The sequence below is a fragment of the Pseudomonas lalucatii genome, assembly GCF_018398425.1.
Classification (GTDB): Bacteria; Pseudomonadota; Gammaproteobacteria; order Pseudomonadales; family Pseudomonadaceae; genus Aquipseudomonas; species Aquipseudomonas lalucatii.
This window is the reverse complement of sequence record NZ_JADPMV010000002.1, coordinates 373127-391350: the sequence shown is the minus strand read 5'-3', so window position 1 is coordinate 391350 and position 18224 is coordinate 373127. Positions and strand designations below refer to the sequence as shown.

The following is an 18224-nucleotide window of genomic DNA, read 5'->3' as shown; positions in this document are numbered from 1 at the left end:
TGCGAGCGCCCTGCGGCTATTTATCGCAGGGCAGGGCGACGGGGCCTGATTCCGGGGTGGCGAGGGCTTCGGGGCGGGTCGAGAGGAGGCCGGCAGGCGCCTGAACGCGCCCCGACCTGGCCCCGAAAGCGCTCTGAAACGGGGCGTTCACGGCTCTTGGCGAAAGACTTGTGCACAATGACGAGGCGCCTTGTCAAGGCAGAATTAATGTTCGGTGTAAACCCTTGATTTTGCGTGATGATTTTATAAGTCAATGAAAAATATGATCTTTTTAGGCTGGCGAAAAAATCGTCAGTTTGACTCGAGGCCTTATGCCATCAGCCATCGGGGCGTTTTCGCCCACGTTGTCCACTGAGTTATCCACAGCTTCTGTGGATTGTCGCCAGTACCCTCTGCAGAGGCGCGAGACGGATGCGCGGCAAGGCTTTACCTCGCCGGAAAAAAGAGTAGAGTGCGCGCCTTTCTCGTTGCCCCTGTCGCTGTTTCCTATGCCCCGTGCTCTGCCCCGCCTCGTCCCTGAAACCGAATCCACCTGTGCGCGCCTGCCGCTGCGCGTCGCCCTGTGGCTGCTGGACAGCCCGCGCCTGGGCCATGCCCGGAGCGTCAAACGCTTCGCCGGACACCTGCTCAAGCAACCGGCTCGTCGGGGGGTGGTGCAGGCACAGAGCCGCCTGGGGCAGATGCTCTGCCGTGACTGCGGCAACACCCGCGACCGGCGCATCGGCCTGGAACTGCTGCGTCAGGCGGCGCGCGCCGGCGATCGCCGGGCGCAACTGGAGCTGGGCCGGTTCTTCAGCCAGCCGCGCAGCCACGCGCCACAGCAGGCTCGGCACTGGCTGGAGCAGGCCGCGGCGCAGGGCTCCCATGAGGCCAAGCGCCTGTTGGGCGGCCTCTGATCCGCGCCTGACCGTCCCGCAGGGGGCTGGTTATACTGCCCGGCAGTCTTGCGCGGAGCCGCTTATGCCCATCGATCTCGTTTCTTTGTTGCCGGCCCTGTTGTTCGGCGCCGTCGTGGCGGCCGTGCCGTCACTGGCCCTGGCCTGGGCCCTGCAACGCCGCGCCGCCGAGGCGCGCCTGGAGTGCAGGTTGTTGCAGGAGCGCCTGAATGGCGCCCAGCTGAGCCAGGCCGGCCTGAGTGCCCAGCTGGAGGCCTGCCGCGAGGAAGTCTCCGAAATCAGCGAGATCAAGGCCGACCAGCAGGCCGAGCTGGCGGCCCTGCGCCGCGAGGCCGAGTTGCTCCAGCACGAACGCCAGATCGCCCGCGAGGCTGCCCAGGCCTGGCAGGTGCAGCGCGAGCAGCAGGAAGCCGAGCTGCGCCGCCTGGGAGCCGAGAAGGCGGCGCTGAGCGCCGAGCTGCGCGAGCAGCAGGACAACCACCAGCAGCGCCTCGAGGACTTGCAAGGCTCCCGTGAAGAGCTGCGCGCGCAGTTCGCCGAGCTGGCCGGGAAGATCTTCGACGAGCGTGAGCAGCGCTTCGCCGAGACCAGCCAGCAGCGCCTCGGCCAGTTGCTCGACCCGCTGAAGGAGCGCATCCAGGCCTTCGAGAAGCGCGTCGAGGAGAGCTACCAGCAGGAGGCCCGCGAGCGCTTCTCCCTGGGCAAGGAGCTGGAGCGCCTGCAGCAGCTCAACCAGCGCCTGGGCGACGAGGCGCTGAGCCTGAGCCGTGCCCTGAAGGGGCAGAAGACCCAGGGCAACTGGGGCGAGCTGGTACTCGAAAGGGTGCTGGAGCATGCCGGGCTGGAGAAGGGCCGCGAATACCAGACCCAGGTCAGCCTGAGAAGCGCCGAGGGCGAGCGTTTCCAGCCTGACGTGCTGATCCAGCTGCCCGGCGACAAGCAGGTGGTGGTGGACGCCAAGGTCAGCCTGACCGCCTATCAGCAGTTCGTCGCCGCCGAGGACGAGGCGGCCCGCCAGCAGGCCCTCAAGCAGCATGTGCAGTCGCTGCGCGGGCATCTCAAGGGCCTGTCGCTGAAGGACTACCAGCGCCTGGAGGGCCTGCACAGCCTGGACTTCGTCCTGCTCTTTGTGCCGATCGAGGCGGCGTTCGCCGCCGCCCTGCAGGCCGACCCCGGACTGTTCCAGGAAGCCTTCGAGCAGAACATCGTGATCGTCAGCCCGACCACCCTGCTGGCCACCCTGCGGGTGATCGACAGCCTCTGGCGGCAGGAGCGGCAGAGCCAGAACGCCCGCGAGATCGCCGAGCGTGCCGGGGCGTTGTACGACAAGTTCGTCGCCTTCATCCAGGACCTCGACGAGATGGGCGCTCGCCTGCAACAGCTGGACAAGGCCTACGGGGCGGCGCGCAACAAGCTGTGCGCCGGCCGCGGCAATATCATCAGCCGGGTGGAGAACCTCAAGCTGCTCGGCGCCCGGGCCAGCAAGAGCCTGCCGGCCGAGCTGCTGGAGCGTGCCGCCGGCGTGCCGCTGCTGGACGAGGTCGGCGAGGACTGACGCCGCTAGAACAGGAGCAGGATCAGCAGGCCGGCGAGCAGGCCGGCGGCCATCACCGGCAGGGTGTACAGGGCCAGCTGGCGCCCGCCGATCAGGGCGATCAGCAGGCCCTTGACCAGGCTGTTGCTCAGGGTCGCGAGGAAGATGCCGCGCACCGCCACTTCGGCAGCGAGCTCGCTGCGCGCACTGCGTGCCAGGGACAGGGTGATGGCGTCGACGTCGGCGAGCCCGGACAGCAGCGCCACCAGGTACACGCCGACGTCGCCGAGCCAGCGCCGGGCGCCTTCGACGACGAACAGGATCGCCACCAGCAGGGCGGCGAAACGCAGCGCCGGGCCGAGTTCGAACGGGTTCCTCAGCGGTGGCTCGGTGTTCTCCGGCGTGCTCCTGTCGCCCCCCAGGGCATAGGCCAGGGCGCCGCCGGCATAGACCAGTCCGGCGACGCCCAGCGGCCAGATCAGCTGCGGCAGCAAGCTGGCGTTGACCAGGCCGACCTCCAGCAGCACCCGGGGGAACATCAGCGCCGAGGCGCTCAGCAGCCCGCAGGCGAGGATGGTGCGCAACTCCTGTGCGCGGTCGAGTCGGGCCAGGGTGATGGTCATCGCCGTGGAGGAGACGATGCCGCCGAGCAAGGCGGTGATCAACAGGCCCTGGCGTGTGCCGGCCAGGCGGATCGCCATGTAGGCGACGAAGCCCAGGCCGGCGATCAGCACCACCATCCACCAGGTGACATAGGGATTGAACACCTGCCAGGGCCCGTAGTTGCGATTGGGCAGCGCCGGCAGCAGCACCAGGGAGATGAACAGCAGCTTGAGCGCGCCGGACAGTTCGAGTTCGTTGAGCCGCTGCAGTGAACCGTGCAGCACGGGTTTGAGGCTCAACAGCAGGGCCACCGCCACGGCCCCGGCGGCGGCCAGTTGCGGATAGCCGGCGACCGCCAGGCTGCCGAGCACGAAGGTGATCAGCAGGGCCACCTCGCTGGTCATGCCCATGTCGCCGTGACGCTTGAGTTCGCCGAAGTAGGCGGCGATCACCAGGGCGGCGAAGCCGGCGCAGACGACGGCCCAGGCGATGACGCCCAGGTACTCCCCCAGCAGCTGGGCGAAGCCGCCGAGCAGGGCGCTGAGCGCAAAGGTCCGGATGCCGGCGGCGAAGCGGCCATCCTCGGTATCGCGCTGCTGCCAGCCGCGCTCGGCACCGATCAGCAGGCCGGCGGCCAGGGCGCTGGCGAAATTCAACAGGGTGTCGAGGTCTTCGGGCACGGGGCGTCCTTGGCTGCGACTCGCTTCCAGCAGTCTAGCCAACGGGCACCGGCGGGTTCTTGCGCGAGATCAGGCGCGCGGCGCCTGCTCGGCGGTGCAGGACCGCAGAGATCCTAGCGCAGGCTCAGGTGGCGGCTGAGCAGGGCGCGCAGGGCCGCCGGCTTGACCGGTTTGGCCAGGTAGTCGAGGCCGGCGGCGTGCACCTCGTCGACCAGTTCGGGGCGGCCGTCGGCGCTGATCACCACGCCGGGCACCGGCTCGCCCAGGCGGGTGCGCAGCCAGGCCATCAGCTCGGTGCCGGTCTCGCCCTCGTCGAGGTGATAGTCGACCAGCGCCACATGGGGGCGCACGTCTTCGCTGAGCAGGTGCTCGCACTCCAGGCGGTTGCGCGCGGTCCAGACCTGGCAGCCCCAGCGCGACAGCAGGCTGTGCATGCCGGTGAGAATGCTGTCCTCGTTGTCGATGCACAGCACCTGGCTGCCGCTCAGCGGCTGGCCGTTGAGCTCGCTGCTGGCGGCCTGGGGTTTCGCCGCCGGGCTCCGGGCCAGGGGCACGCTGACGCTGAACACGCTGCCCTTGCCGGGCCAGGACCGCACTTCCAGTTTGTGCTCGAGTACCCGGCACAGGCCGTCGGCGATCGCCAGGCCCAGGCCCAGGCCCTTCTCGGCGCGGGTCTGGTGGCTGTCCAGGCGCTTGAATTCCTCGAAGATCACCCTGCGCTTGTCGTCCGGGATGCCCGGGCCGCGGTCCCAGACCTCCAGGCGCAGCTGCCCGCCCCGGCGGCGCACGCCGAGCAGGACCCGGCCCTTGGCGTAGCGGAAGGCATTGGTCAGGAAGTTCTGCAGCACCCGGCGTAGCAGCTTGCTGTCGCTGTCGATCCGCAGGCGGCTGCCGCGCAGGCGGAAGTCGATGCCCTGCTCGGCGGCCAGCACCCTGAACTCGGCGCCCAGGGTATCGAACAGGCTATTGAGGACGAAGGCATTGCGATCGGGGTTGATGCGCCCGTTTTCCAGGCGCGAGATGTCCAGCAGGTCGCCGATCAGGTCTTCCGCCGAGCGCAGCGAGCTGTCCAGGTGGCGCACCAGCTCCCGGGTCTCGCGTGGCAGCGCCTCGTCCTGGTGGGAGAGGGCGGCAGAGAACAGCCGGGCGGCATTCAGCGGCTGCATCAGGTCGTGGCTGACGGCGGCGAGGAAGCGGGTCTTCGACTGGTTGGCCGTCTCCGCCCGGGCCTTGGCCTCGCCCAGCGCCTGGTTCAGCTGCGACAGCTCGAAGGTGCGCGTGGCCACCCGTTGCTCCAGGCCTTCGTTGGCGTCCTTGAGCGCGCGCTCGGCCTCGCGGAACTCGGTGATGTCGGTGAAGCTCATGACGAAGCCGCCACCGGGCATCGGGTTGCCGATCAGCTCGATCACCCGGCCGTTGGGGAACAGTCGCTCGTATTTGTGCGCGGTGCCCTGGCGCATCCAGTGCAGGCGTTTGGCGACATTCTCTTCGATGTCGATATCGCCCACCCCGAGCATGCCGCGCTCGGCATTGAAGCGGATGATCTCGGCAATCGGCCGGCCGACGTAGATCATGCCGTCCGGGTAGTCGAACAGCTCCAGGTAGCGTCGGTTCCAGGCCACCAGGCGCAGGGACTGGTCGACCACGCTGATGCCCTGGGTGATGTTCTCGATCGCGCCCTGCAGCAGGGCGCGGTTGAACTGCAGCACCTCGCTGGCCTCGTCGACGATGCGCACCACGTCCTCGACCCGCATCTCCCGCCCCTCGATGGCCGCGCGCACCACCGCACGGGTCGAGGAGGCGCCCAGCACGCCGGCGAGCAGGCGCTCGGTATGGGCGATCCACCCGCTGTCGGCCGGCTGGTCGGCGGCGAATGCCTGGCCCTGGCGCGAGGCGTAGCGCTGGAAGCTCTGGCGGGCGCGCTGCTCGCCGACGAAGCGGCCGGCCAGCAGCAGCAGGTCCTCCACCTGCACCGCCAGCAGGCTGCGGCTGCTGGGCTTGGCGCCGAAGTCGTGGCCGATGAAGCGTCCGGCCTGCCAGTGTTCCGAGACCCGGGTGCGGGAGAAATAGGAGACCCCGACGAACAGCAGGAAATTGCCGGCCAGCGACAGCACCACGCCGCGGGTCAGGGCATCGACCGTGAAGCCGATCGGCGCGTACAGCAGCGCCTGCAGGCCGGGCAGGCTCTCCAGTGGCCAGCCCAGGCTGCGCGCCACCAGCGGCATGATCAGGGTGTAGAACCACAGCAGCGAGCCGACCCCGAGGCCGGCGAAGACTCCGCGACGGTTGGCCTGTTTCCACACCAGGGCGCCGAACATCGCCGGGCCCAGCTGGCCGATCGCGGCGAACGACACCTGGCCGATGGTCGCCAGGCTGGCGCCTTCGCCGAGCAGGCGGTAGCAGACGTAGGCCAGCAGCAGGATCAGCAGGATGCTTACCCGCCGCGCCGTGAGCATCCAGTGGCGGAACGCCTCGAAGGGGCGTTCGGCGTTCTTCCTGCGCAGCAGCCAAGGCAGCAGCATGTCGTTGGAGATCATGGTCGACAAGGCGACGGACGCGACTATGACCATGCCGGTGGCCGCCGAGGCGCCGCCGATGAAGGCCAGCAGGGCCAGGGCCGGGTGGGCCTGGGCCAACGGCAGGCTGATGACGAAGGAGTCCGGCGTCACCCCCGCCGGCAGCAGCATCTGCCCGGCCAGGGCGATGGGCACGACGAACAGCGCGGCCAGCACCAGGTAGGCGGGAAACACCCAGCGCGCCAGGCGCAGGTCCTTGGGCTCGATGTTTTCCACCACCGTGACATGGAACTGCCGCGGCAGGCAGACGATGGCGATCATCGACATGCCGGTCAGCGCCAGCATGGCCGGCCAGTTCATCGTCTCGGCCCAGAAGTCGCTCAGCTCGGGGGCGCTGCGGGCCTGCTGGAACAGGTCGCCCGCGCCGTTGTACAGGCCGTAGGTGACGAAGGCGCCCACGGCGAGGAAGGCCAGCAGCTTGACCAGCGACTCGAAGGCGATCGCCAGCACCATGCCGCGGTGGTGTTCGGTGACGTCCAGATTGCGGGTGCCGAACAGGATGGTGAACAGCGCCAGGATCAGGGATACCACCAGCGCGGTGTCCTGGGCGCGAATGCCATTGGCGTCGGCCCCGGCGTCGACCAGCAGGTTGACCCCGAGGACGATGCCCTTGAGCTGCAGGGCGATGTAGGGCAGTACGCCGACCAGGCAGATCAGCGCCACGACTATCGCCAGGGCCTGGGATTTGCCGTAGCGCGCGGCGATGAAGTCGGCGATCGAGGTGATGTTCTCCTCCTTGCTGATCATCACCATCTTCTGCAGCACCCAGGGCGCCAGCAGCAGCAGCAGGATCGGCCCCAGGTAGATCGGCAGGAACGACCAGAGCTGCTCGGCGGCCTGGCCGACCGCGCCGAAGAAGGTCCAGCTGGTGCAGTACACCGCCAGCGACAGGCTGTACACCCAGGCGCGCATGCGCGGCGGCAGCGGCGTGGGGCGGCGGTCGCCATAGAAGGCGATGGCGAACAGGATGGCCATGTAGATCAGGGCGACCGTGGCGATCAGCCCGTTGGACAGCGACATGCACACTCCGGCGGCGAGGGTTGTCGGGCCGGCGCCGCCCGCGGCGAGCGGGGCGGGGCCCAGAGACAGAAGATACTCCTTCGGCTCGTCACAGTGTCGCAGCAAAGCCCGGCCGAGTCAGGCGCGACCAAGGTCGCAGGTACCGGGCTTGGAGGGCTGTGGCGGCCGCGCGGCAATTGTGCCTGGGGCACCGCCCTGATAGCGTGGTGCGGTTGCGGCAATGGCCAGGGAGGGGCGTCATGTTCGAGTTGCCATCTTTCATCCTGCCGGGATCGGACGTGTCCTGTCGGCATCACGGCCCAGTCGCTGGGCGTCTGGGTCGCAGGCACTGCGTGGCGTCGACGGCGCGCAACGGCCTCGCTCGGGGGCGTGGGCGATGGACTTGAGTGCGAGCGAGCAGACGCATTTCTGGCGCGCCCCCCAGTTGGGCGGGGTCGAGTTGCTGCATGCGCGCTACATCGAACACACCTTTTCCCCCCATGTGCACGAGGGTTTCGTGCTCGGTGTGGTCGAGCAGGGCGCCCACCGGTTTCAGCACCGCGGCTGCGGTCACCTGGCCTCGGTGGGCAGCATGATCGTGATCAACCCCGATGAGTTGCACTCCTGTTCCAAGGCTGGCGATCAGGGCTGGCGCTACCGGGCCTGCTACCCGGATGCGCAGCAGATCCGCCGTGTGCTGCAAGAACTGGAGCTGGATGTCGGCGGTCTGCCCGGATTCGCCGGCAGCGTGATCCAGGATCGACAGGTGAGCCGGGCGTTCGCCGAACTGCATCGCCTGCTGGACGGCCCAGCCACCGCCCTGCAGTGCCAGGCCGCCTGGCGTGAGGCGATCCTGCTGCTGTTCCAGCGCCACGGGCGGGTGCGTGAGGCGCGCGAACCCGGGCGTGAGCCTTGGGCGGTGGCGCAGGCCAAGGCGCTATTGGACAGCCGCCTCGCCGACCCGCCCTCGCTGGAACAGTTGGCGGCCGCGGTCCATCTGTCGCCGTTCCACTTCGCCCGGGTGTTTCGCCGCGCCACCGGCCTGCCGCCCCACGCCTGGCTGCGGCAGCGCCGCCTGCAGCAGGCCCGGGCGCAATTGCAGCGGGGCGCCACGCCGCTCGCCGTGGCCCTGCAGCTGGGCTTCGCCGACCAGAGCCATCTCAGCCGCCAGTTCAAGCGGGCCTATGGCATCGCGCCCGGGGAATATCGCCGGGCCTGTCTGGCGTGACGGCGCTACCCCGGCTGCGCAAGATCGTTCAAGACCGCGCGGCGGGAGGGCGCTAGGCTGGCGACCCAGGAGGACCTATATGACCCGCTCGCACGAATTCACCCAGGGCGCCCGCGACATGCTGCCGATGCTGCTCGGCGCCATACCCTTCGGCATCATCTTCGGCAGCCTGGCCGGCGCCGCCGGCCTCAACCCCTGGCAGACCCTCGGCATGTCGCTGCTGGTATTCGCCGGCTCGGCCCAGTTCATCGCCATCAGCCTGCTCGGCGTCGGTACCGGCCTGGCCGTGTTGCTGCTCACCACCCTGGTGGTCAACCTGCGCCACGCCCTGTACAGCGCCAGCCTGCAGCCCTTCGTGCGCCACCTGCCCAAGCGCTGGCGCATGCCGCTGGCCTTCTGGCTGACCGACGAGGCCTATGCCGTGGTGCAGCACCGCTATCTCGATGAGGATGCCTCGCCGAACAAGCACTGGTACTTCCTCGGAGCGGCGCTGGCGATGTACCTGAACTGGCAGCTGTGCACCCTGATCGGCGTGCTGTTCGGCCAGAGCGTGCCGAACCTCGCCGCCTGGGGCCTGGACTTCGCCATGCTGGCGACCTTTATCGGCATCGTCGTGCCCATGCTGCGCAACCGCCCGCAGGTGGCCGCGGCCCTGGTGGCCGGCGCCGTCGCGCTCGCCTGCCACGCCTTGCCGTACAAGCTCGGCCTGCTGGCGGCCGCCTTCAGCGGCATCCTGGTCGGCGTGTTGCTCGAGCGGCGTTGCGCGCCTGTACTCGGGGAGGTGGCCTGATGGACAACTGGGTGCTGATCCTCGGCATGCTGGCGATCACCTTCGCCATCCGCTACAGCCTGTTCGCCTTCCCCAACCTGAGCTTCCCGCCGTTGGTGCGCCAGGGCCTGCACTATGTGCCGACCGCGGTGCTCACCGCCATAGTCGTGCCGGGGATGGTCATGCCCGATGGTCAGCACTGGGCGCTGCGCCTGGACAACGCCTACCTGCTGGCCGGCCTCGCGGCGATCGCCATCGCCGCGCTGACCCGGCACCTGCTGGCGACCATCGGCGGCGGCCTGCTGGTGTTCTTCCTGCTGCGCTGGGCGCTGGGGCAACTGCCGATCTGAGCGTCGATCCTGTCGCGCCCTCGGCAAGAATCGGCGATTGCTGTGGCTTTCCGGGCGGTTGTTGCAGTCCAATGCTGGACGGCCCGTTTGGTCACAGATGACAGGTACACGGACGATGACCCCAGATTCGCAATTCACCCTGCTCGGTAAGCGGCGTTTCCTGCCGTTCTTCCTTACCCAGTTGCTCGGCGCCTTCAACGACAACATCTTCAAGCAGTCGCTGATCCTCGCCATCCTCTACAAGCTCAGCTCCGGCGCCGACAAGAGCCTGCTGGTCAACCTCTGCGCGCTGCTGTTCATCCTGCCGTTCTTCCTGTTCTCGGCGCTCGGCGGGCAGTTCGGCGAGAAATTCGCCAAGGACAGCCTGATCCGCGCGATCAAGTTCGCCGAGATCCTGATCATGCTGGCCGGCGCCGCCGGGGTGCTGCTCGACAGCCTGCCGCTGATGCTCGCCGTGCTGTTCTGCATGGGCACCCAGTCGGCGCTGTTCGGCCCGGTGAAGTATTCGATCCTGCCCCAGCACCTGCGCGAGGAGGAGCTGGTCGGCGGCAACGCCCTGGTGGAGATGGGCACCTTCCTGGCCATCCTCGCCGGCACCATCGGCGCCGGCATCATCATGGCCAGCAGCGCCTACGCGGAAATAGTCGCCGGCTCGGTGGTCGTGGTCGCCGTGCTCGGCTACCTGGCCAGTCGCGCCATTCCCCGCGCCCATGCGGCCCTGCCGGAGTTGCAGCTGGACTGGAACATCCTGCGTCAGTCCTGGCGGATCATGCGCCTGGGTCTGGCCGAGCAGCCGGTCTCGGTGTCGCGCTCGCTGCTGGGCAACTCCTGGTTCTGGTTCCTCGGTGCGATCTATCTGACCCAGATCCCGGCCTATGCCAAGGACTGGCTGCACGGCGACGAGAGCGTGGTGACCCTGATCCTCACGGTGTTTTCCCTCGGCATCGGCCTGGGCTCGATGCTGTGCGAGCGCATGAGCGGGCACAAGGTGGAGATCGGCCTGGTGCCGTTCGGCTCCATCGGCCTGACCCTGTTCGGCGTGCTGCTGTGGTGGCATTCCGACGGTTTCGTCCAGGGTGCCGAGCCCCATGACTGGCTGGCGCTGCTGGGGCATGGCCAGGCCTGGTGGGTGCTCGCCGCCATCCTCGGCATCGGCCTGTTCGGCGGCTTCTACATAGTGCCGCTGTATGCCCTGATCCAGGCGCGCACGGTGGAGCATGAGCGGGCGCGGGTGATCGCCGCCAACAACATCCTCAACGCGCTGTTCATGGTGGTCTCGGCGATCGCCTCGATCCTCTTTCTCAGCGTCGCCGAGCTGTCGATCCCCCAGCTGTTCCTGGTCGTCTCGCTGATGAACGTCGCGGTCAACAGCTACATCTTCAAGATCGTCCCCGAGTTCAGCATGCGCTTTTTGATCTGGCTGCTCGGCCACTCCATGTACCGGGTCGAGCACCGCGGGCTGGAGGCCATCCCCGAGGAGGGCGCGGCGGTGCTGGTGTGCAACCACGTGTCCTTCGTCGACGCCCTGTTGATCGGCGGCGCGGTGCGCCGGCCGGTGCGCTTCGTCATGTATTACAAGATCTACAGGCTGCCGCTGCTCAACTTCATCTTCCGTACCGCCGGCACCGTGCCGATCGCCGGGCGCAACGAGGACCTGCTGGTCTACGACGCGGCCTTCAAGAAGATCGCCGAGTACCTGCGCAACGGCGAGCTGGTGTGCATCTTCCCGGAGGGCAAGCTGACCGGCGATGGCGAGATCAACGAGTTCAGGGGCGGCATCGAGCGCATCCTCGCGGAGAATCCGGTGCCGGTGATCCCCATGGCGCTCAAGGGGCTGTGGGGCAGCTTCTTCAGCCGCGACCCGCGCAAGGGGCTGTTTCGCCGCCTGTGGTCGCGCATCCAGCTGGAGGCCGGTGCGCCGCTCAGTCCGGAGGCGGCGAACCGTCAGCTGTTGCAGGCGCAGGTCGCCCAGCTGCGCGGCGAACGGCGCTGAACCCGTCCGAATGAAAAAGCCCGCCGAATGGCGGGCTTCTGGTTATGGGCGCCTCAATGGCTGAGTTTGAGGCCGAGCAGGCCGCAGAGGATCAGCGCCACGCTGAGCAGGCGCAGCAGCGCCAGGGACTCGCCGAACAGGATGATCCCGGCGATTACCGTGCCGACCGCGCCGACCCCGGTCCAGATGGCGTAGGCGGTGCCCAGGGGCAGCTCCTTCATGGCCAGGCCGAGCAGGCCGAGGCTGACGACCATGGCGGCGATGGTCAGCAGGCTGGGCAGGGGGCGGGTGAAACCGTCGGTATATTTCAGGCCGACGGCCCAGCCGACCTCGAACAGGCCGGCAAAGAACAGGATGATCCAGGACATGTTGACCTCCGCACGGGAAAGGGCTGGGGCCGTCCCCGGGTGGTCACTCATGGAGTGGTGAGGTCGTCCTCACGCTGTCGGTCATTGTGCACAGACCGGCTGCCGGGGCAAGCCGGTGGGGACCAGCGGGCCTGCCGCGGCCGGCCCCGGCCCGGGGCATTCAGATGCCCTGGGGTATCTCCTCGCCGCCGAGGGCCTCGAACAGCGCGGGCAGGTACTGGACCAGGGTCAGCATCATCAGGGTGAAGCTGGCATCCAGCTGGCCGAGGTTGTCGTCGCCGCCATCCTGCTCGGCCTGCTCCTGCAGCAGGTCCTCGAAGCGCAGGCGCTTGATCACCAGCTTGTCGTCGAGCATGAAGGACAGCTTGTCCTGCCAGCCCAGGGCCAGCTGGGTGACCTGCTTGCCGGCGCTCAGGTGCAACTGGATCTCGTCGCTGGTCAGGTCCTGGCGCTTGCAGCGCACCACGCCGCCATCCTCATGGGTGTCGCGCAGCTCGCACTCGTCCAGCACGAAGAAGTCGGCGGCGGCTTTCTGTGCCTTGACCCAGTCGGTGAGGGTGGCGCTCGGCGCGATCTTCACCGTCAGCGGCCGCACCGGCAGCGAGCCGATGGCCTCGCGCAGGGTCGACAGCAGGTCTTCGGCGCGCTTGGGGCTGGCGGCGTCGACCAGGATCAGGCCCTGGGCCGGGGCGATGGCGGCGAAGGTCGCCGACTTGCGGATGAAGGCGCGGGGCAGGAAGGCCTGGACGATCTCGTCCTTGAGCTGGTCGCGCTCCTTCTTGTAGACCTTGCGCATCTGCTCGGCCTCGATCTCGTCGACCTTCTCCTTCAGCGCATCACGCACCACGCTGCCCGGCAGGATGCGCTCCTCCTTGCGCGCGGCGATCAGCAGGAAGCCCTGGCTCTCGTGCACCAGGGGGGCGTCGGCGCCCTTGCCGAAGGGGGCGATGAAGCCGTAGGTGGTCAGTTCCTGGCTGGCGCAGGGGCGTGCCGGCTTGGCGGCCAATGCGGCTTCGAGTGCCTCGGCGTCGAAGGGAATGTTCTGGGTGAGGCGGTAGACCAGCAGGTTGCGAAACCACATGAGGGGGTGACTCTCCATTAACGCAAAGCGCGCATTATTCTCCCCCTCGGGGTCCCAGGCCAACCCTGCGCTAAGCCTTTGCTGCGCCGATAATTTTTTTTCGATCAGGGCTTGCCAAGGTGCCGATGGCTCTCTAGAATGCGCCCCACTTCGAGAGTGAAGGGTGATTAGCTCAGCTGGGAGAGCATCTGCCTTACAAGCAGAGGGTCGGCGGTTCGATCCCGTCATCACCCACCAACTCGCTTTTGGGGTTACGCGCAGCGGTAGTTCAGTCGGTTAGAATACCGGCCTGTCACGCCGGGGGTCGCGGGTTCGAGTCCCGTCCGCTGCGCCATTTCCTTCCTCGCTTCGCCTCTGCTTTCCCTCCTTCGCAACATTCGCCGTACTCCTCCGAAAATCCTGCTAAATACCTGAACTTATACGCCTTTTCTGGTTCCTATGTCGGTAGCCAGTGATCGCGGCGGCCTGCTAAGCTCGCGCCTTCACTCGATTGCCCTAGGGCGCACCGAACAAGGATCAAGCATGAAACAGCATCGTTTAGCAGCGGCGGTTGCGCTGGTTGGCCTGGTACTCGCGGGCTGCGATTCGCAGACCAGCGTCGAGCTGGAGACCCCGGCGCAGAAGGCCTCCTACGGCATCGGCCTGAACATGGGCAAGAGCCTGGCCCAGGAAGGCATGGATGACCTGGATTCCAAGGCCGTCGCCCAGGGCATCGAAGACGCCATCGGCAAGAAGGAGCAGCGCCTGAAGGACGAGGAGCTGATCGAGGCCTTCGCCTTCCTGCAGAAGCGTGCCGAGGAGCGCATGGCCGCCATGAACGAGGAGTCGGCCAAGGCCGGCAAGAAGTTCCTCGAGGACAATGCCAAGCGCGAAGGCGTGGTGACCACCGAGTCCGGCCTGCAGTACGAGGTGCTGACCAAGGCCGAGGGTGCCCAGCCCAAGGCCACCGACGTGGTGACCGTGCACTATGAAGGCAAGCTGACCGACGGCAGCGTGTTCGACAGCTCGATCGAGCGCGGCAGCCCGATCGATCTGCCGGTCAGCGGTGTGATCCCGGGCTGGGTGGAAGGTCTGCAGCTGATGCATGTCGGCGAGAAGTACAAGCTGTATATCCCCAGTGAGCTGGCCTATGGCGAGCAGAGCCCGACTCCGGCGATTCCGGCCAACTCGGTGCTGGTGTTCGAGTTGGAGTTGCTGTCCATCAAGGACGCCAGCGCCGAACAGTAAGCTCGCGCTTCATCGCAGCGCCCCGTCTCGACGGGGCGTTGTCGTTTCTGCCGGGGGCCGGGGGCTCCGGTGGTCGACCGGGCGGTCTGAACGGGCCCGCTCCCGGCCTTTCGGTGTTACGGTTATGCACATTCTCGAGGGATCTTCCAGAGTCGTTTGCGGGCTTCTCGGTGGAATACCTTTTGATTTTTTAAGTATTTGATTTATATGAATTTTGTTGGCTGGATAAAAAATGTCCGATCTGTCCTGAGGCCCGATGGGGTGGGCCTTTGGCGGACTCATTCAGCTTGTGTTCACAGGGTTATCCACAGCTTGCGTGGATAACCTAGAAGAGCCCAGCAAGTACGCGGGCTGGCGAGGTGAGACGATGAAGGCGCCCTGGACTTTCGCCCGATTCCTGCCGTTGGCGCAGCAGTTGCTGAGTCGTGCCCGATTGCCGGGGTTGCTGTTGGCCGTCGCACGTAAGAGTGGTCGTCAGGGCTGGCGCCTTGCCGCTCTGCAGGAGGACCTGCGCTTGCTGCAGAACCTCTGCCTGGCCTGGTGGCGCGGTGAGTACACGGCGATTGGCGGCGAGGCGCTGCTGGCGGTGGTAGCGGCCCTGCTGTATTTCGTAACGCCCCTGGATGCCTTGCCGGACTGGTTGGTCGGGGTGGGTTTCATCGACGATCTGGCCGTGCTGGCCTGGGTGCTGCGCACCTGGAGTAGCGAGCTGGACGCCTTCCGCGCCTGGCGCGAGGCCCAGGCGCCCCAGGTGCTGGAGCGGATAGAGCGGTTGCCGGCGGATGACGAGGTGGTCGCGCCGCGCTAGCCGTCCGCTGGGGGTGTTGCTGGGCGAGTGTTCTGCCCGCCTAGCGCCGGCGTGCCCAGTTGCGCGCTCGAGCGCGCCTCTTGGCGCATCGGGCTGGTAACATGGGGCCCTGCAAGGAATGTACTGGAGCTCTCGGTACCGTTTCCCATGGAGAGTCGAAGATGAATGTACAAGTGATCAAGAATGACGGCGAGCCGCAGTACGCGGTCTTGCCGTGGGCGGAGTATCAGGCGTTGCTGCAGGCCGCCGGCCGCGTGGCGCCGGTGGCGGCGCCCCAGGCAGCGGAGGCCCCGGCATTGAGTCAACTGGCCCGCCTGCGCGAGGCCAAGGGGCTGTCGGCGGAGCAATTGGCTCGCGCCGTGGGCATCAGCCCGCACTACCTGGGGATGATCGAAAGCGGCGAGCGCCAGCCGGATGCCGCCATCCAGCGTGCACTGGCCTGGACGCTCGGGGTTGCGGGCTGGGAGTCGGCGTCTTGACCGTCAGTATCAGTCGCCAGCATTGGCAAGCCTTGCTCGGCGAGTTGGAGGAGGCTCGGCGTCAGCGTCACCTGCTGACCTATCGCGCGTTGATCGAGCGCCTGGCCTTGCCGAGCCCGGCCATGCAGACCCTGACCGCCGCGCTGGAACACCTCGCGGCCCTGGATGCACGGGCCGAGCGGCCGCTGCGCAGCGCCCTGGTGATCAGCCAGGGCGCCAGCCGCCTGCCGCGTACCGGTTTCTTCGACTGCGTGACCCGCTTGGGCCGCTTCAATGGCGCCTCCGACGGGGTGGCCGCAGCGTCCTGGCATGCCGGCGAAGTGGCGCGGGTATTCGAGTTCAGTTATCCGGAAGAGGCCTGATGCTCCATCGGCTGCGCGCGCGGCTCGGCTATGCATTGGCCAGGCGCCTGTTCCGCTGGTCCTGGTGGGTCAGGCAGCCGCGTGGCTGGCGCTGGCTGGAGGGCCGCTTCGCGCGCATGGCGAGCCTGGGCGACGTGGGTGCGCAGAGCTTCTACGGGCATATCCTGTTGTTTCGCGGCCAGGGCCTGGGCGCGCGGGAGGAGGGTGTTCGGCTGTTGCGCCTGGCGGCCGAAGGCGGCGATGGCAAGGCCGCCTACCAGCTTGGGCTGTTGAGTCTGGCCGGCGATGCGCGGCAGGCGTCCGATGCCTCTGAGGCAGCGCGCTGGTGGGCGCTGGCAAGCGCGGCGGGACACCCCCTGGCCACGCGGCGCCTGGCCGAACTCTATCGAGATGGCGCCGCGGGGCTGCCGGCCGATGCCGAGCGGGCGGCGCGCCTGGCCGCGCGGGCGCAGGCACTCGGGCTCTAGGCCGACAACTTCCCGGTATCGATGATGTGCAGGCTGTAGCCGGGCACTGCCTTGGCCTGGCGCTTGGCCTCCGAAGCCAGGCCGGCCAGTTGTGCGGCATCGAGCTGTGCACATTGCCCGGGACGCAGGTGCACGACGCCGAGCGACAGCGAGAGCAGGGCGAACTCCTGGCGCTGTCCGTGGCGGTTGTGCGACACGAAGCAGCCCGCATCGAGGTGCTCTTCGCTGTAGAAGCGCCGGCATTGGCTCTGGAAGTCCTCCAGCAGGCGATTGAGGCGAGTGCGCCAGTCCGCCGAGCCGAGCACCAGCAGGAAGTCGTCGCCACCGATATGGCCGACGAAGTCCCGCGACGGATCGACCCGCTCGCTCAGGCACTGCGCCAGACACAGCAATACCTCGTCGCCCTTGGCATAGCCGTAGAGGTCGTTGAAGGGCTTGAAGCTGTCGATATCCACGTAGCACACCACCGCCTCCCGGGCCTGTTGCAGCAGCCGGGTCAGGCACTGCTGGATCGGCACGTTGCCCGGCAACATGGTCAGGGGGTTGGCATGGCGGGCCTGCTGGATCTTCAGCTCGGTGATCAGCTTGAGCACGTCGATGACCCGGCCCATGCCCCGGTAACGGCCGCCCTGGGTGATGATGAAATCCTCCTCGATGCGTTGGCGGGCGCGGCTGGTGAGCAGGCGGCTGACCTGCTGCAGGGACTGGCCCAGTTCGACGGCGAGAAAGTCGTCGCTCATCAGGCGGCTGATCGGCTTGCGGGCGAACAGCTCGGTGGCGAAGGGCTTGAGCAGGGCGTCCGCCAGCGAGTGGCGATGGACGATGCCCACCGGCTGCTGGGCCTGGTCGAGCACGGCGAGGGAGTTGAGGTTGGCCTGGACGCGGAAGGCTTCCAACACTTCGGCCGTCGAGGTGTGCAGGGACACCGCCGGCTGTTCATTGAGCAGGGCGGACAGGTCGCTGCCTTCCTCGCCCAGGGCGACGGGGGGGCTGTCGAGTCGCGGCAGCAGGCCGAGGAGCTCGCGCGGCGGCTGTTCCTGGGGGCGGCTGATCAGATAACCCTGTACCAGGTTGATGCCCATCTCGGAGAGCACCGCGAGCTCTTCCTCCAGCTCGATGCCCTCGGCGATCACCTCGGCGCGGGAGGCCTTGGCCATCTGCAGGATGGAGCCGACGAACTCGCGCTTGACCGCGTCCTGATGGATGCCATCGATGAAGTGGCGGTCGATCTTCACGTAGTCCGGGCGCAGCTCCGACCACAGGCGCAGGCTGGAGTAGCCGGCACCGAGGTCGTCCAGGGCGATGGAGAAGCCCATGGCGCGATAATGGTGCAGGGCATTGTCGAGCAGGGAGAAGTCCTCGGTGGGGGACTGTTCGGTCAGCTCGATCACCACCCGGCTCGGCGGGATGCCCAGGGCCTGCAGCAGCTGCAGGGTGCGTCCGGGCTGGTGCTTCGACTCCAGCAGCGAGTCGGGGGAGACGTTGAGAAACAGCTTGCCGTCCAGCTTCATCTCGCTGAAGCGCTTGCAGGCGCTGGTGCGGCACGCCAGTTCCAGCTCGCTCAGGCGGCCGGCGTGGCGCGCCACGGCGAACAGGTTGATCGGCGAATGCAGCGGGCTGTTGGACGGGCCGCGGGTCAGGGCCTCGTAGCCGAGAATGCGCCGCTCGGACAGCGAGATTATGGGCTGGAACAGGCTGTGCAGGTCGCCGTGAGCGAGGATGTGGCCCAGTGCGCTCAACTGCTCGGTGACGGTCATCTTGGGGCTCGCTATCCAGAAAGTGCGAAGGGGCCGATATCGCTATC

At 67.5% G+C, this 18224-nt stretch carries 16 protein-coding genes and 2 tRNA genes; 13 read left to right on the top strand and 5 right to left on the bottom strand.

Annotated elements, in window-relative coordinates:
• The first annotated feature begins 488 nt into the window (after positions 1-488).
• Positions 489-896, top strand: a complete 408-nt coding sequence (locus I0D00_RS15155; RefSeq protein ID WP_213640667.1) for a tetratricopeptide repeat protein — start codon at positions 489-491, stop codon at positions 894-896.
• Positions 897-1086: 190 nt separating this feature from the next.
• Positions 1087-2451 carry a DNA recombination protein RmuC gene (locus I0D00_RS15150; RefSeq protein ID WP_213641794.1) on the top strand — a complete coding sequence of 455 codons (1365 nt, stop codon included), beginning with the start codon at positions 1087-1089 and terminating at the stop codon, positions 2449-2451.
• A gap of 5 nt (positions 2452-2456) precedes the next feature.
• Here I0D00_RS15150 and I0D00_RS15145 read toward each other — a convergent pair whose 3' ends face one another.
• Positions 2457-3743 (bottom strand): MgtC/SapB family protein, encoded by a 1287-nt coding sequence (locus tag I0D00_RS15145; RefSeq protein WP_215731003.1) that lies wholly within the window; start codon positions 3741-3743, stop codon positions 2457-2459.
• 83 nt (positions 3744-3826) lie between these two features.
• Positions 3827-7309: a hybrid sensor histidine kinase/response regulator gene (locus I0D00_RS15140; protein ID WP_213640665.1), complete on the bottom strand. Its 3483-nt coding sequence runs from the start codon at positions 7307-7309 to the stop codon at positions 3827-3829.
• A 376-nt stretch (positions 7310-7685) separates the two neighbouring features.
• Between I0D00_RS15140 and I0D00_RS15135 the strand changes: the two genes are divergently transcribed.
• From I0D00_RS15135 to I0D00_RS15120, 4 genes are all read left to right on the top strand, one after another.
• Positions 7686-8516, top strand: a complete 831-nt coding sequence (locus I0D00_RS15135) for a helix-turn-helix transcriptional regulator (RefSeq protein ID WP_213640664.1) — start codon at positions 7686-7688, stop codon at positions 8514-8516.
• Positions 8517-8595: 79 nt separating this feature from the next.
• Positions 8596-9306, top strand: a complete 711-nt coding sequence (locus tag I0D00_RS15130) for an AzlC family ABC transporter permease (RefSeq protein ID WP_213640663.1) — start codon at positions 8596-8598, stop codon at positions 9304-9306.
• A complete protein-coding gene (locus I0D00_RS15125; protein ID WP_213640662.1) occupies positions 9306-9635 on the top strand; it encodes an AzlD domain-containing protein in 330 nt (109 codons plus the stop codon). The genes I0D00_RS15130 and I0D00_RS15125 overlap by 1 nt, the downstream gene beginning before the upstream one ends.
• 115 nt (positions 9636-9750) lie before the next feature.
• Positions 9751-11628, top strand: coding sequence for an MFS transporter (locus I0D00_RS15120; protein ID WP_213640661.1), 1878 nt, complete (start codon positions 9751-9753; stop codon positions 11626-11628).
• 53 nt (positions 11629-11681) lie between these two features.
• On the opposite strand, the gene sugE is transcribed toward I0D00_RS15120, so the two are convergent.
• Together sugE and rdgC are read right to left on the bottom strand one after the other, a co-directional pair.
• A complete protein-coding gene (gene sugE, locus I0D00_RS15115; protein WP_213640660.1) occupies positions 11682-11996 on the bottom strand; it encodes a quaternary ammonium compound efflux SMR transporter SugE in 315 nt (104 codons plus the stop codon).
• Positions 11997-12156: 160 nt separating this feature from the next.
• Complete coding sequence (gene rdgC, locus I0D00_RS15110; protein WP_213640659.1) at positions 12157-13077, bottom strand: recombination-associated protein RdgC; 921 nt, start codon at positions 13075-13077, stop codon at positions 12157-12159.
• 161 nt (positions 13078-13238) lie between these two features.
• On the opposite strand from rdgC, the gene I0D00_RS15105 reads away from it, so the two are divergent.
• The 7 genes from I0D00_RS15105 to I0D00_RS15075 all read left to right on the top strand — a co-directional run bounded on the left by I0D00_RS15105 (position 13239) and on the right by I0D00_RS15075 (position 16420).
• Positions 13239-13314: transfer RNA gene (locus I0D00_RS15105), tRNA-Val, on the top strand.
• A 20-nt stretch (positions 13315-13334) separates the two neighbouring features.
• Positions 13335-13411, top strand: a tRNA-Asp gene (locus I0D00_RS15100).
• 188 nt (positions 13412-13599) lie between these two features.
• Positions 13600-14304 carry a BamJ family beta-barrel-assembly machinery protein gene (locus I0D00_RS15095; RefSeq protein ID WP_213640658.1) on the top strand — a complete coding sequence of 235 codons (705 nt, stop codon included), beginning with the start codon at positions 13600-13602 and terminating at the stop codon, positions 14302-14304.
• Positions 14305-14671: 367 nt separating this feature from the next.
• Positions 14672-15112, top strand: a complete 441-nt coding sequence (locus I0D00_RS15090) for a YkvA family protein (protein WP_213640657.1) — start codon at positions 14672-14674, stop codon at positions 15110-15112.
• 161 nt (positions 15113-15273) lie between these two features.
• Positions 15274-15591 (top strand): helix-turn-helix domain-containing protein, encoded by a 318-nt coding sequence (locus I0D00_RS15085; protein ID WP_213640656.1) that lies wholly within the window; start codon positions 15274-15276, stop codon positions 15589-15591.
• The gene (locus I0D00_RS15080) at positions 15588-15953 is read left to right on the top strand and encodes a hypothetical protein (RefSeq protein ID WP_213640655.1); all 366 of its coding nucleotides are present in this window, start codon (positions 15588-15590) and stop codon (positions 15951-15953) included. The genes I0D00_RS15085 and I0D00_RS15080 overlap by 4 nt, the downstream gene beginning before the upstream one ends.
• Positions 15953-16420 (top strand): SEL1-like repeat protein, encoded by a 468-nt coding sequence (locus I0D00_RS15075; RefSeq protein WP_213640654.1) that lies wholly within the window; start codon positions 15953-15955, stop codon positions 16418-16420. Before I0D00_RS15080 ends, I0D00_RS15075 begins: the two co-directional genes overlap by 1 nt.
• Here I0D00_RS15075 and I0D00_RS15070 read toward each other — a convergent pair.
• Complete coding sequence (locus tag I0D00_RS15070) at positions 16417-18177, bottom strand: bifunctional diguanylate cyclase/phosphodiesterase (RefSeq protein ID WP_213640653.1); 1761 nt, start codon at positions 18175-18177, stop codon at positions 16417-16419. The genes I0D00_RS15075 and I0D00_RS15070 overlap by 4 nt on opposite strands.
• Between the last annotated feature and the right edge of the window lie 47 nt (positions 18178-18224).

Coding starts and splice junctions, on each gene's coding strand:
- I0D00_RS15085 (WP_213640656.1), top strand. CDS start 15,274: ATGAATGTACAAGTGATCAAGAATGACGGCGAGCCGCAGTACGCGGTC.
- I0D00_RS15090 (WP_213640657.1), top strand. CDS start 14,672: ATGAAGGCGCCCTGGACTTTCGCCCGATTCCTGCCGTTGGCGCAGCAG.
- I0D00_RS15125 (WP_213640662.1), top strand. CDS start 9,306: ATGGACAACTGGGTGCTGATCCTCGGCATGCTGGCGATCACCTTCGCC.
- I0D00_RS15155 (WP_213640667.1), top strand. CDS start 489: ATGCCCCGTGCTCTGCCCCGCCTCGTCCCTGAAACCGAATCCACCTGT.
- I0D00_RS15140 (WP_213640665.1), bottom strand. CDS start 7,309: ATGTCGCTGTCCAACGGGCTGATCGCCACGGTCGCCCTGATCTACATG.
- sugE (WP_213640660.1), bottom strand. CDS start 11,996: ATGTCCTGGATCATCCTGTTCTTTGCCGGCCTGTTCGAGGTCGGCTGG.
- I0D00_RS15120 (WP_213640661.1), top strand. CDS start 9,751: ATGACCCCAGATTCGCAATTCACCCTGCTCGGTAAGCGGCGTTTCCTG.
- I0D00_RS15135 (WP_213640664.1), top strand. CDS start 7,686: ATGGACTTGAGTGCGAGCGAGCAGACGCATTTCTGGCGCGCCCCCCAG.
- rdgC (WP_213640659.1), bottom strand. CDS start 13,077: ATGTGGTTTCGCAACCTGCTGGTCTACCGCCTCACCCAGAACATTCCC.
- I0D00_RS15075 (WP_213640654.1), top strand. CDS start 15,953: ATGCTCCATCGGCTGCGCGCGCGGCTCGGCTATGCATTGGCCAGGCGC.
- I0D00_RS15130 (WP_213640663.1), top strand. CDS start 8,596: ATGACCCGCTCGCACGAATTCACCCAGGGCGCCCGCGACATGCTGCCG.
- I0D00_RS15070 (WP_213640653.1), bottom strand. CDS start 18,177: ATGACCGTCACCGAGCAGTTGAGCGCACTGGGCCACATCCTCGCTCAC.
- I0D00_RS15095 (WP_213640658.1), top strand. CDS start 13,600: ATGAAACAGCATCGTTTAGCAGCGGCGGTTGCGCTGGTTGGCCTGGTA.